This window comes from Legionella israelensis, from assembly GCF_004571175.1.
GTDB lineage: Bacteria > Pseudomonadota > Gammaproteobacteria > Legionellales > Legionellaceae > Legionella_D > Legionella_D israelensis.
In genome coordinates this window covers 1,436,517-1,449,712 of record NZ_CP038273.1, presented here as the reverse complement: position 1 = coordinate 1,449,712, position 13,196 = coordinate 1,436,517, and the positions used below count along the sequence as shown (strand labels likewise).

The window sequence follows — 13,196 nt, the reverse complement described above, 5'->3', positions numbered from 1 at the left end:
TTTTAGAAGACTTGGACATATTTGAAATTTTAAAGCACAGTTTACATGGGGTAAATGAGCATTTAAAATTTCAAATATGTCCAAAGATGCAAAAAAGACGAAGCTGCGTAGCATGAGATGTAAGTAAACTGGAAAGACTTGTTGTTGTGTGATGGTTACATAACTCATGAGTTATATAATTGAAAGAATAATAAGGTGATCATGAAGCAAAGGTTCAAGCGCGCCATTTTATATGCAAGGCAGCATCGGGCAAATGAAGATGTGCTTGAGAGCCTGCAGCGTCTGATAACTTATCTGGAAAAAAAGAAATGCGAAGCTTTTCTTGACGTGGATACGGCCTCCTCTTTTAAATTGAAACAGCCTGTTTTGCCTCGTGAGGAGATGGGTGAAAATCAGGATGTGATCATTGTGGTGGGTGGTGATGGCAGCCTGCTGTCGGCGGCTCGTATGGCCATTAAAGTGAATGTTCCTGTGATAGGCATTAACCGTGGTCGTTTGGGCTTTTTAACGGACATCTCACCGCAGGATATGGAAAAACATTTAAGTCCTGTTCTGGAGGGTGAATATCAGGAAGAACTTCGATTTTTATTGCAAACAAGAATTCACGATGAGGAAAACACTTATTTTCATGGCGATGCTTTAAATGATGTGGTTTTAAGTCGAGGCAATGAAACTCATCTCATCGAGTTCGATGTGTTTATTAACCGGCAGTTGGTCAGTCATTTTCGCTCAGATGGCATGATTTTGGCAACACCCACAGGCTCAACGGCCTATGCTCTTTCTGCTGGCGGGCCAATTATGCATCCCCGCCTGGATGCAATGGTCTTAGTACCCATGTTTTCCCATAGCCTGAGCTCTCGCCCTTTGGTGGTGGATGGGCAGGTCAAAATTGATCTAAAAATCAGTAAAAGAAACGAAGCGGATTTAAGGGTAAGCTGTGATGGTCATGAATCCAGACTGGTGAAAGCAGGGCAAGTGGTTTCGGTGGAAAAAAATGCCCAGTATTTACGCTTGTTGCATCCGTGTGATTATCATTATTATGATACCTTACGTATTAAACTGGGATGGGAATCCAGATATCAGGGATAAATCATGTTAACCCACTTACGCATTGAAAATTTTGCCATTGTTAAGGAACTGGAACTCGATTTTGCTGAAGGCATGACGGCTTTTACCGGCGAAACCGGTGCGGGCAAATCCATCATGATTGATGCCTTAATGCTTGCTTTAGGAGGGCGTGCTGATTCTTCCGTTATTCGCAACGGCGAGCACCGGTGCGACATTACGGCCTGCTTTCTGGTGGAGGCTGATACTGAGCCCGCTTTATGGCTGACCAGACATGATCTGGGGCTCGAAGAGGGAGAAGTGATCCTGCGCCGTGTCCTTTATGCTGAAGGTCGCTCAAAATCCACCATTAATGGACAGCCGTTTCCTTTGCAGAAAGTAAAAGAACTGAGTGAAATGCTGGTCCATATTCATGGACAGCATCAGCATCAGACGCTCATGCAGCATGCAACTCACAGACAGCAACTGGATCGCTATGCGCAGCATGAGCATTTGCTGGCTGAAGTTCAACATCTTTACAAAAATTGCACCGGAATCAAACAGGAGATAGAGCATTTGCAGCATTCGGGACCGTCTTCTGAACGCTGTGAATTATTACAGTTTCAAATCGATGAACTTATTTCCCTGCATGTTCAGGAAAATGAGCTTAATGCTTTACATGAAGAGCATCAACTCCTACACCACGCCAAGGATTATCTGCAGCGTAGCCAGGACATCCTGACCTTACTCAGCGGAGAAGAGTCATTAAATTTAACCTCTGGACTAAGTCAGATCCTGCATTTGTTAAAAGATCTGCCTCAGGAGTTATCCTCCGTTAAAAATGCCAATGAGCTCATCAATTCAGCTTTGATTCAATGTGAGGAAGCCATTGATGAAATACAAAGGCTTTCCGAGCAAATCCAGTTGGATCCTGAGCGCTTACAGGAAGTGGAAAACAGAATGGGGACTTTGCACCAGGCGGCGAGAAAATATCATATTGACGCACACAAGATTCCAGAACATGTGGCTCAGTTACAAAAAGAACTGGAAGAATTACAAGGCACAGAAACGCGCCTTAAGCAATTGCGAAAGCAATATGAACAGGAGCTTGACCGTTATCAACAAACGGCCATGAAGCTTAGAGCATCGCGTCAACATTTTGCCAAAAAGCTGGCTGAAGAAATCAGTACACATATCCAGAAACTCGGCATGCCTAAAGGCTATGTTGAAATAGAATTCACCCCTCTTGACAAGATGCAGTCCCACGGCCTCGATAAAGTGGAATACAAGGTGTGTACAAATCCGGGAGCGTCCCCTGATGCTTTGGCAAAAATCGCCTCTGGCGGTGAATTATCAAGGATCAGTCTGGCTATCCAGATGATTACAGCCCAGCGGGGGGCTACACCAACCTTGTTATTTGATGAAGTGGATGTTGGAATTGGTGGCGCAACAGCCGCATTGGTAGGACAATTATTGCGTAAATTAGGACAACGTTTGCAGGTATTTTGTGTTACTCATCAGGCACAGGTGGCCTCAGCGGCCCACCATCATTTTATGGTAGAAAAACGGAATGAGAATCAACAGACGTATTCCAAAATTATTTCTTTGCCTGAAAGTGAAAGGATTAAAGAAATTGCCCGTATGTTGGGTGGATTGACCATTACTGAGCAAACTCTCTCTCATGCTCGAGAGTTAATTGCTGAAAGTGCATAACTTAAGAGAGGTAGCTGGGGCCGTCTGATGAATCGAATCGCTTTAACTTGCTAACATGAGTTGCTAATATCAAGCAATAGCGGATACAGTCATCCACAGATCGTTTTATAAGAAAAAAATAAAAAAGAAAAATCAAAAAACTTTATTATTCAAAAAGTTAAATTGTGAGTTTTCATAATTTATATCATTATATTCCATTTTATAAACAATATTATCCACAGCCCTGCCTTAGTCCCACTCTGCTTTATTGTCTTTAAACCCCATGACGCTCCTGAGATTGAGGAAATCACTGTCGAACTTATTCCTGAGTTAAATGAGTTCGCCTTTCCTGCATGGTTTCAACACTGTTGGTGACACTTTGGTAACAAATATCCCGCATAATGGGTATGGAATCTAAAGAACGACCTTGGTTAATCGCATAGGCGATATAAAAACTGTCTTGCCAGATTTTTTCGTTTTTGCGAGCACTGGATTTTAACCATAAGGTAAGCCAGATAAAATGAAATAGCCATCTTTCACGCTGCACTTCCATTTCTTCTTTGAAAACATCTTTCATGGCTTCATCAAAGTTGCAGACTTTAGTTCCCTCTATAATGCTGCAATGTCGGTTGACGAGTTTATCAATATGAGCATTTTCTACGAACCAGGATTCGGTAAAACGTTTATTTTTAGACCAGGATTTGGAGCGTTTAAGAGAGTTTTCAAGATTCTCTGGCGTGAAGGGAGTGATTTGTATACCTAATTCTTCGATAAGAGCTTCAACATCGATTTGTTTGGGGTGAAATTGCAGGCCTAATAATTCTTGAATTTCAAGTAAGTGCAGATCAGGAATATTCCCTTTGGCGATGGTCAGGGCAAGAAAATGCTCGCACATTTGTTTAAGATAATCCAGGCCGACCGGACGAAGGGTGACGGTGTCATCAAAAGCTTCATGGTAATATCGTTTCACATCGGCCGCTGTTATATCCGGTGTAATCCAGGCATCTTTTATACCTGTCTGTAGACTGAACAAGAGTCCACACAAACGGTTTTTTCGATTTTTTTTGTAGTGAATAAAAACCCCTTGCGAACCACTGCCATCCACTTCACTGACCTTAATCTCGGTTTTTTCAGCCTGTTTTTCTTTTGCAAAGACAACACCTTTTTTCCGCTGAATTTTTATCCAGTGACTGAATCGGAGCTGGGTCTTTTCCGGAAACCAATGCTTAAGAGCTTCCAGTCGCGATAAAGAGATCGGTGATAAAACGATATCATCAATGAATTGATCCATCGTAGCAATGATCATATCTCTGACTTCTTTTTTCGGATGCAGTAAGGTTAAAAGTCCAATATCCTGGCCTTCTTCAATGCTGTATAAATCAATGACCAAGTCAGCAAAAAAATCTGAGGGCATGGCATAACTTTGGGCGAAAAAATTTTCCGTAATATCGAAAACACTTAAATCCGATAGTTCAGCAATTAAGTTTTTCATAGAATGAATATGAGAAAAATCATCATAATCGCTAGCGTCTTCTTCTTCGCTGGCCAAATTAAAATAAGCATTTTTTAATGCGGAAGTAAGTTCAGTATGTGTTTCATAAAAAGCATTTAAGGCAGGAAGCCAGAAACTGACTGAGTGGTTTCTTCGGTTCATGATTTCTGCCATATAATTCATTAAGCGTTCAAGCGTTTTCATTGAAGGTTTATATTGCAATTCAATGGTAGACTGCAATTGAGCGACACAGAGATCCAGAGCAAAGATGGCTGCGGAATATAAATTTATATTCTGAGGTGACTGTTCTTCACTTAAGTCATTAATGAAGTCGACCAGTTTAAAGGAAAGCTCAGGCTCTTGTATAAAACTGGCATAAAGGTTGGGATCCGGAGCGTCGTTTTTATCCAGCAAGACGGCCATTTGCTTGATTAGCTGCTCTAGGTTTTGATTGCTTACACTCATGAGAATTTTTACACCTGTCTTGGTTTTCCCTCGTCATCGATAGCGACAAAAACAAAAGTACCTTTTGTTACGCTATAACGGGTATGCTGAGTCGCTGGTTTTGCCCAGACTTCAACGTTTATGGTCATGGATGTTCGGCCGGTTTTAACTAAATCCGCATAGCAGCTAATCACATCCCCCACACGTACTGGCTTTAAAAAGCTCATGCTGTGGATAGCAACGGTAGCCACGCGACCACGGGATATCTGTTTGGCCAGAACCCCGGCTGCCAGGTCCATTTGTGAAACCAGCCAACCACCGAAAATATCACCATTAGCGTTAGTGTCAGCCGGCATCGCCAAAGTTTGAATGGTAATTTCACCTTTTGGCTCAGACATATTATTTCATACCTTGCTTTAATTTTGCTAATGCATCGGCCATGGCAGTATTAAATATCGTTTTTTTAGAGCTCGCAGGAGTGTTTTTGTTTTGCGCAGGCTTATCTTTTTTGGGAGTTGATTTTTTTGCTTTCCTGGCTTGAGGCGCCGTTGAAGCGGTTTTATTGACTTCAATGGCCTCTTTGTTTTCTTCCAGCTTCATGGTCAGGCCGATTCTTCGGCGTTCTTTGTCGATATCCAGAACTTTGACTTTGACAACATCTCCTGCTTTTACCACTGAACGTGGATCTTTAACAAAACGATGCGTCATTGCAGAAATATGCACCAGGCCATCCTGATGAACACCGATATCCACAAATGCACCAAAATTGGTCACATTGGAAACCACACCTTCGAGAATCATCCCTTCATGTAAATGATGAATATCTTCCACCCCTTCCTTAAATTGCGCGGTTTTGAATTCCGGTCTGGGGTCACGTCCAGGCTTTTCCAACTCCGTTAGTATATCACGAACGGTACTTAATCCCACGTTATCATTGATATATTGACTGGCATTAATCGAATGTAGCACTTCTTTATTGCCAATCATTTCAGATAAGCTTATCTGGTGATCTGCCAATATTTTCTCAACCAGAGGATAGGATTCAGGATGGACACTTGAATTATCCAGAGGGTTATCGCCATTAGGTATACGCAAAAAACCTGCAGCCTGTTGAAAGGTTTTCTCTCCGATACGTTCAATGGCTTTAAATTGTTCGCGATTGGTAAAAGCGCCGTGTTCATTGCGATATTGGACAATATTCTTTGCCAGAGATTCATTGAGCCCTGAAATATAAGTCAGTAATGCCGCTGAAGCAGTATTTACATCCACGCCGACTGCATTCACACAATCTTCCACGACCGCATCCAGACTTCTGGCCAACCGAGTTTGATTAACATCATGTTGATATTGCCCGACACCAATTGACCTGGGTTCTATCTTCACCAATTCGGCTAAAGGATCTTGAAGGCGCCTTGCAATTGATACGGCACCGCGTAAAGAAACATCCAACTCAGGAAATTCTTCTGCGGCGATTTCAGAGGCTGAATAAACTGAGGCGCCAGCTTCATTAACCATTAATTTGGACAATTGCAAATCGGGATACATTTTCATCATGTCGGCAACCAGACGTTCTGTTTCGCGTGAACCTGTGCCATTTCCAATGCTGATGAGACTAACTTCGTATCTGGCAGCCATTTTGGCCAATTCAGCCATGGCTGCATGCCATTCATTTTGAGGTGCGAAGGGAAAAACAGTCGTGTAGTCCAATAGCTTGCCTGTAGCATCGACAACAACCACTTTCACACCCGTTCGAATCCCTGGATCAAGTCCCATGGTGACTTGTGCCCCCGCTGGAGCTGCCAATAATAAATCACGCAAATTACGAGCGAAGACCTTAATGGCTTCTTCATCCGCCATCTCCCGTAAACGCGTTAATAACTCCAATTCCAACTTAGTAAACAATTTGATTTTCCAAGTCATGCGAACAGTATTCAGTAACCAGGAGTCAGCAGCTCTTTGCTGATCATGAATATGAAAATAATGGGCAACGGTTTTTTCACCATAGTCAATGTCATTTTCAGGGAGGGTCAGTGATATCTTTAATGCCCCCTCTCGCCTTCCTCGCAAGAGTGCGAGAGCTCGATGAGACGGTATTTTTTTAATAGGCTCGGCGTAGTCAAAGTAATCAGAAAATTTGTTTTTCTCCTCTTTTTTCTTGCTTGTACCAACAGCCTTTACAATTCCATGTTGCCATAAATATTCACGTATTTGATCAATCAGTGCGGCATCTTCTGAAAAACGTTCCATGAGTATTTGCTGTGCACCTTCTAATGCGGCACTTGCATCATGGATATCGGCTTCAGGATGAATGAATTCGGCCGCATATTGTTCAGGCTCAATGGTCGGATCACTTAAGAGATTGACTGCCAAGGGCTCAAGACCAGCTTCAATAGCGATCATTGCTTTGGTACGGCGTTTTGGCCTGTACGGCAGATATAAATCCTCCAGCCGGGACTTGGTATCTGCGGCCAGTATGTTCTGTTCCAATTCGGGGGTTAACTTATCCTGTTCACGTATGGAGTGAAGAATGGAGGCGCGACGTTCATCCAGTTCACGAAGATAGTGAAGACGTTCTTCCAGTAATCTTAACTGAACATCATTCAGACCTTTGGTTGCTTCTTTTCGATAACGTGCAATAAAAGGCACAGTTGCTCCATCGTCCAAAAGTCGGATAGCGGCTTCAACCTGTGCTACCTGTGCTTTTAGTTCCTGGGCGATGATTGCCGCAGCCCCCCTTAACTTCTCTTGAGTCATTCATATCCCCGTAAACATCATAGAAAATTTGTATACACCTCTTGGTGGTGCACACTATTATATACTTATTGGAAGTGATATTGCGATATTTTGTCAGGTTCTGTGCCCTTATCTTTTATCGTAGTCGTTTTGCCTCAAGCTCGCAAAATGTCAAAAGATTTACTGCATTTATTTTTTGAAGTATTCATTCAACAGTCACTGATTTTGCCAGATTTCTTGGTTGGTCCACATCCGTACCCTTGGCCACGGCAACATGATAGGCCAGTAATTGCAGTGGTATGGTATAAATGATGGGGGCGATCCAACAACCGCAAGCAGGAATTTTAATTAAATGGGCATCGTTTGATTCCCATCCGCGAGAATCATCAACAAAAACAAAAAGCTGACCGCCTCGCGCACTGACTTCGTGCAGATTGGATTTCAGCTTATCCAGTAGTTCATCATTGGGAGCTACCGCTATAACAGGCATTTTATCATCCACAAGTGCCAAAGGACCATGTTTGAGTTCTCCAGCAGGGTAGGCTTCTGCATGGATATAAGAAATCTCCTTTAATTTTAGAGCACCCTCCAGAGCGACCGGATATTGCATGCCTCGACCCAGGAACAGAGTATGCTCCTTGTTGACAAACAAGGTGGATAATTTTTCAATATTCTTATTCATTTGCAATGAACGTTCACAACAGGCAGGTAACTCCTGTAATTGTTCCAGAATTTGTTGGGTGTTATTTTGTCTGGTACTAAGCGCTGCAGTTAGCATGAGAAAAGCGGCGAGTTGCGTGGTAAAGGCTTTAGTGGAAGCAACGCCGATTTCAATGCCGGCACGGGTGAGAAAAACCATATCCGCCTCACGGACTAAAGAACTGCTGGCAACATTACAGATGGCAAGGCTGCCTAAATAATTCATTGACCTGGATTTGGCTAAGGCAGCGAGTGTGTCTGCTGTTTCTCCGGATTGTGAAACGGTGATAAATAAACTGTTTTCAGGTACCACTACATCTCGATATCGATATTCGCTGGCTATTTCCACTTGTGTGGGAATGCCTGCTAAAGATTCAATCCAGTAGCGAGCAACAAGCCCTGCGTGATAGCTGGTTCCGCAAGCTACGATATGAATGTATTTGACTTTCGGGAAAAGCTCAGCCGCCCGTTCGCCAAAGCTGGCTTTTAGTACCTCCGGGCTTGAAATACGGCCTTCAAGTGTATCAGCAAGGACTTTGGACTGCTCAAAGATTTCTTTCAACATAAAATGCCGATAAGGCCCTTTGCTGACAGCTTCATTGTCCGAACTCAATGGTTGAGGTTTGCGTTGCGTTTTATGTCGTTCTTTATCATAAATCTGTACGCCGTCAAAGGTCAGAATCGCACTGTCTCCTTCCTCAAGATAAATCACGGATTGGGCAAAAGAGCGAAGGGCAAGCGAATCGGAGGCAATGAAATTTTCTCCAATTCCAAGTCCAATGACAAGGGGGCTGCCTTTGCGTATTGCAACAATCATATCCGGACGCCTTTGATGTATAACACCCAGAGCGAAAGCACCTTCCATTTCTGCGCTGGCCTCCTGGACTGCTTCCAGAAGATTTTCATGTTGTTGATAATGATAATGAATAAGATGAGCAGCAACTTCCGTATCTGTTTCTGATAGAAATTCATAACCTTTTTCAACTAAAGCCTGGCGTAAGCGTTCATGATTTTCGATAATGCCGTTATGGACAATGGCAATTTCATCGTGGGAGAGGTGCGGGTGGGCATTCAGTTCGCAAGGTTTACCATGCGTTGCCCAACGAGTATGTGCAATGCCGGTATGACCTGCAATGGCGGTTTCTTTCAGAGCCTCAGTCAAAGCCTGAACTTTCCCCTGCATTCGAAGGCGTTTTAGTTGGGAATGATCATCGATAACGGCTATACCCGCTGAATCATAACCGCGATACTCTAAACGATGTAAACCCTCTAGCAAGACTTTACTGATATCACGCTGTGAAACCGCTCCCATAATCCCGCACATATTATTACTCCCCATTGTAACCGTTTACTTGATCTTCTTAGTAACTCATGTGAAGCAAATCTTCTAAAAATACTGTACTGAGTAACATGAGTTAGAAACTGGCCTCAAATACAAAAATCACTCATTATGCCACAGTTGGAAGTGGCTAACCAAATGTTTAACCACTTCAACAGGACAAATCCATCTGATTTTTGATCACAAAAGTTCCCCTTTTGCCTACCTGCTGAGCTTGCGCTATTAGGTGCGTTTACCCTGCCATTTCAAAAGTTTTCTCACGTAGGCATATTGCAATGAGTATCATAACCCTTATCTTTTAGGGCAAGGCATATTTCATAGGCAAAATAATGGTGGGCGCGGGTTGATGGATGAATCTCATCCCAGAACAGATAATTTTCCGGTGTCTGGCATACATGATAATTAGTTTCACCCTGAGTAAATTGCGGATGACGATATTGCAAGACTTGCGCATATTGCAGGACATAATTATGAGTAAAAGGTGAGCGGCTTGCGATGAGATTAAACATAGGCAATTTAACGTCAATGCAAGCATCAGTGATATTGGTAAAACCGTATCGGGTTGGCTCGGTTAATGCCTTGGAGAAAATATCTTGTGCATCAATATAAATGAAATCCGCGACACTGGACAAAGAGGCTTGCCAATCGGTGATGAGCTGCTGTAGTCGCTGATTATGTTGATCCACAGCCTGATTAAGGATGGCACTTTCGGCAGTATGAATGAATTTGGGCGTATTGCCAACGTGCGGAATACCTATAATGACGAAATGCCTGGCGCCTGCCTGGGATAATTTATGAATGGAGGCAGAAAGATCATTTAATACATTGTCTATGTATCGATTCATGACCTCTGGCTCGTAAGTGTCTTCAAAGATGAGGGCATTCACGTAATCATTATTTCCACTGAAAATAAAATAATGGGCTTGAGAATCGATTTGCTGATGTTCCATCAGATAGGCCTGTACGATTAAACCTAAACTGGGAGGGATTAATTTGCCATTAATGAGTGTTTTCAGCGTTAAAAGAGGGTGTTGAATAAAATTCCAGATGGTTAACTGACGATTATAGGTCATAGCCCAGCTACCTCCGAAGGCTTTATTGATATACTGCTCTTCTTCCTCCTTATCTATTCCCAGCATGGGGGCAAGGTATTCAAACCAGACACGGCCATTTGAAAAACGGTGATTCCAATAAGGTTTTTCGGGCAGGACAGGGACGCGGCGTATGCTGCCAATAAGATCAGCCAGCATCGGAGCAAGTTGATAATCAAAGAACTCAGTGACTTGCCTTATGCCGGCATCAAGAAGAATTTGCGGAACATAGTATTCTTCGGCGAATTCTTCCATTTTGTTGATGACATACACTTTTAGGGGGCGGACAAGATAGGAAGGATTTTCATCTTTTCGTAGGCTTTTTAATAAATGCGATGTATTGCCTATATCCGACAAACTGTCGCCAAAAACCACTATGGATTTTACAGGGGGGGCAGCAAAACATAAAGAAGTACAAAGCATAAAACTAAGGATACTGCTAAAAAGGTTTGAGCGCTTTGACATAAGTTTCTCCTTAAACTTGTGCAAAAAATAATTTCCCTGATCCATCAGATTACTCTTGTCGAGTGAACCTTGTCAATTCGTTGCTTATCATTCCTATTGCCTAAATTATGATTAAATGCTAAGTTTTGCAGCTTTTAATGATAAGATTCGTTCAGAAATGGTAACATCTGGTAAAAAAATGAAAGATATCGTTATTGCTGCCTTTTATAAATTTATTCCGCTTGATGATTTTGAAGCCTTACGCGAACCCCTCCTTGAAAAAATGCAACAACTTGGGCTAAAAGGGACGATTATTTTAGCTGAGGAAGGTATTAATGGCAGCTTTGCCGGTACTCGAGAGTCGATGGCAGAATATTATCAATTTCTACGCCGTCATTGCTGTTTTGAGGATTTGCAATTCAGAGAAACCTTTGACGATAAAAATCCTTTTGAGAAAGCCAAGGTTAAATTAAGAAAAGAAATTGTCACATTGGGTATTGAAGGTATTGATCCCCGGACATCCGCAGGGGAATATTTAAGTGCACAAGAATGGCATGAACTGATTCAAAACCCCAATGTAGTAGTGGTGGATACTCGCAATCATTATGAATATACCTTAGGAACTTTTCAGAATGCGGTCAATCCTGACACGGAAAATTTTCGTGATTTTCCAGATTATGTGGAAAAGCATTTGATGGATAAAAAAGATAAAACCATTGCTATGTTTTGCACAGGTGGTATTCGCTGTGAAAAATCAACGGCTTATTTAAAAAGCAAAGGCTTTGAAAAAGTTTATCATTTGCAGGGAGGAATTATCCAGTACTTGCAAGCGAAACAGAATGACGACGACTCTTTATGGCAGGGTTATTGTTTTGTTTTTGACGACAGGGTAGCAATTGATCAGAACCTGAATCGAGTATATCCTCAATTACCTCAGGATTAAACGAATTTTAAGTGCGCATTGCTTGCAAGATGGGCCAAGACCGTATTTGTGCCGGCTGGCATGTTTTTTATTACATGGCCGGTTAGCGGTATTTTTTCATAAGCCTTGCATGATCTCTCTGCCAGTCCCTTTCCTTTATGCTGTCTCGTTTGTCATGCGTTTTTTTACCCTTGGCGAGAGCGATTTTGATTTTTACTTTATTTTTTTTCCAATAAAGCGATAAAGGCACAATGGTATATCCTTGACGCTCAGCGCTGCCAATCAATTGATTAAGCTCTTTACGGTTAAGCAATAATTTGCGGGTGCGGGTAACATCCGGTGTGATGTGGGTGGAAGCCGTTGCCAGAGGTTGAATTTGTGCGCCCAATAAAAAAGCTTCCCCGTGTTTGATGATCACATGGGCGTCTGAGAGGTTTACTTTGCCTGCTCGCAAACTTTTGACTTCCCAGCCTTCGAGAACTAAGCCAGCTTCAAATTCATCTTCAAGAAAATAATCAAAGCGGGCTTTTTTATTGATGGCGATTGTGGCATTTTGTTGGGCTTTGGCCGTCATTATCAGCTTAGAGTTCATTTTACAAAAAATTGATTATAACATATCCGATGAACCATAGGACAGACTATAATGACAATAGGTATTTCCTCTTGCCGGAAGTCAATTACCCGTGTTTTGGAGTTTTTATGAAAATCGGTGATAAAATTGAATGTGAATTTATGGCCACCAACAATCTTTCTGCCAATTTGGCGGATTATGCAGGAAAATGGCTTGTTTTGTATTTTTATCCTAAAGATTCTACGCCAGGTTGCACCACTGAAGGACAATGTTTTCGTGATGCTTATTCACAGTTTCAGGAATTGAACACCGAAATTTTCGGTGTTTCGCGGGATGGTTTAAAATCTCACAACAATTTCAAAATAAAGCAGCAATTTCCTTTTGAATTGATTTCCGATGGTGAAGGCAAGCTATGTGAGTTATTTGATGTCATTAAAATGAAATCCATGTTTGGCAAGCAGGCACTGGGAATTGAACGAAGCACTTTTATCATTGATGGACAAGGCGTATTACGCCATGAATGGCGAAAAGTCAAAGTCAAAGGGCATGTCGATGAAGTTCTGGCCACATTAAAAAAGCTGCAACAATCTATCTCCAATAAGTAGAGTTTTAACATCAAACTTGAGTTTTGCCGTGATAAATCGAATAATCGTCCTTTCTTAGATAAAAAAAATATGCGTGAGGGTCTGTTTCGACCTCCTCACGATAAAGCAGGGCAGGATGAG

Annotated in this window: 10 protein-coding genes; 4 read left to right on the top strand and 6 right to left on the bottom strand. The window is 42.2% G+C overall.

Going from position 1 to position 13,196, the window contains the following annotated elements; genetic code table 11:
* The first annotated feature begins 201 nt into the window (after window positions 1–201).
* Window positions 202–1,089 (top strand): NAD(+) kinase, encoded by an 888-nt coding sequence (locus E4T55_RS06400; RefSeq protein ID WP_058500525.1) that lies wholly within the window; start codon window positions 202–204, stop codon window positions 1,087–1,089.
* Between the two features lie 3 nt (window positions 1,090–1,092).
* Entirely contained in the window at window positions 1,093–2,757 is a 1,665-nt protein-coding gene (gene recN / locus E4T55_RS06395; RefSeq protein WP_058500524.1) for a DNA repair protein RecN, read from the top strand.
* 298 nt (window positions 2,758–3,055) lie between these two features.
* Here the strand turns inward: recN and E4T55_RS06390 are convergent, their stop codons facing one another.
* The 5 genes from E4T55_RS06390 to plaC form a co-directional block, all read right to left on the bottom strand.
* Window positions 3,056–4,693 (bottom strand): hypothetical protein, encoded by a 1,638-nt coding sequence (locus E4T55_RS06390; RefSeq protein WP_058500523.1) that lies wholly within the window; start codon window positions 4,691–4,693, stop codon window positions 3,056–3,058.
* Window positions 4,694–4,701: 8 nt separating this feature from the next.
* Window positions 4,702–5,070, bottom strand: coding sequence for an acyl-CoA thioester hydrolase YciA (gene yciA, locus E4T55_RS06385; RefSeq protein WP_058500522.1), 369 nt, complete (start codon window positions 5,068–5,070; stop codon window positions 4,702–4,704).
* A 1-nt stretch (window position 5,071) separates the two neighbouring features.
* A complete protein-coding gene (locus tag E4T55_RS06380) occupies window positions 5,072–7,426 on the bottom strand; it encodes a Tex family protein (RefSeq protein ID WP_058500521.1) in 2,355 nt (784 codons plus the stop codon).
* A 184-nt stretch (window positions 7,427–7,610) separates the two neighbouring features.
* Window positions 7,611–9,428, bottom strand: a complete 1,818-nt coding sequence (glmS, locus tag E4T55_RS06375) for a glutamine--fructose-6-phosphate transaminase (isomerizing) (RefSeq protein WP_058500520.1) — start codon at window positions 9,426–9,428, stop codon at window positions 7,611–7,613.
* A gap of 272 nt (window positions 9,429–9,700) precedes the next feature.
* Entirely contained in the window at window positions 9,701–10,999 is a 1,299-nt protein-coding gene (gene plaC, locus E4T55_RS06370) for a lysophospholipase/glycerophospholipid:cholesterol acyltransferase PlaC (RefSeq protein WP_058500541.1), read from the bottom strand.
* A gap of 178 nt (window positions 11,000–11,177) precedes the next feature.
* Between plaC and trhO the strand changes: the two genes are divergently transcribed.
* Window positions 11,178–11,921 carry an oxygen-dependent tRNA uridine(34) hydroxylase TrhO gene (trhO, locus tag E4T55_RS06365; RefSeq protein ID WP_058500540.1) on the top strand — a complete coding sequence of 248 codons (744 nt, stop codon included), beginning with the start codon at window positions 11,178–11,180 and terminating at the stop codon, window positions 11,919–11,921.
* Between the two features lie 82 nt (window positions 11,922–12,003).
* On the opposite strand, the gene smpB is transcribed toward trhO, so the two are convergent.
* Entirely contained in the window at window positions 12,004–12,474 is a 471-nt protein-coding gene (smpB, locus tag E4T55_RS06360; RefSeq protein WP_058500519.1) for an SsrA-binding protein SmpB, read from the bottom strand.
* A gap of 125 nt (window positions 12,475–12,599) precedes the next feature.
* Between smpB and E4T55_RS06355 the strand changes: the two genes are divergently transcribed.
* Entirely contained in the window at window positions 12,600–13,076 is a 477-nt protein-coding gene (locus tag E4T55_RS06355; protein ID WP_058500518.1) for a peroxiredoxin, read from the top strand.
* The last annotated feature ends 120 nt before the right edge of the window (window positions 13,077–13,196 follow it).

Excerpts from the sequence above, each read along its gene's own strand:
- E4T55_RS06390 (WP_058500523.1), bottom strand. The coding sequence starts at position 4,693 with ATGAGTGTAAGCAATCAAAACCTAGAGCAGCTAATCAAGCAAATGGCC.
- glmS (WP_058500520.1), bottom strand. The coding sequence starts at position 9,428 with ATGTGCGGGATTATGGGAGCGGTTTCACAGCGTGATATCAGTAAAGTC.
- yciA (WP_058500522.1), bottom strand. The coding sequence starts at position 5,070 with ATGTCTGAGCCAAAAGGTGAAATTACCATTCAAACTTTGGCGATGCCG.
- recN (WP_058500524.1), top strand. The coding sequence starts at position 1,093 with ATGTTAACCCACTTACGCATTGAAAATTTTGCCATTGTTAAGGAACTG.
- E4T55_RS06355 (WP_058500518.1), top strand. The coding sequence starts at position 12,600 with ATGAAAATCGGTGATAAAATTGAATGTGAATTTATGGCCACCAACAAT.
- plaC (WP_058500541.1), bottom strand. The coding sequence starts at position 10,999 with ATGTCAAAGCGCTCAAACCTTTTTAGCAGTATCCTTAGTTTTATGCTT.
- E4T55_RS06380 (WP_058500521.1), bottom strand. The coding sequence starts at position 7,426 with ATGACTCAAGAGAAGTTAAGGGGGGCTGCGGCAATCATCGCCCAGGAA.
- smpB (WP_058500519.1), bottom strand. The coding sequence starts at position 12,474 with ATGACGGCCAAAGCCCAACAAAATGCCACAATCGCCATCAATAAAAAA.
- trhO (WP_058500540.1), top strand. The coding sequence starts at position 11,178 with ATGAAAGATATCGTTATTGCTGCCTTTTATAAATTTATTCCGCTTGAT.
- E4T55_RS06400 (WP_058500525.1), top strand. The coding sequence starts at position 202 with ATGAAGCAAAGGTTCAAGCGCGCCATTTTATATGCAAGGCAGCATCGG.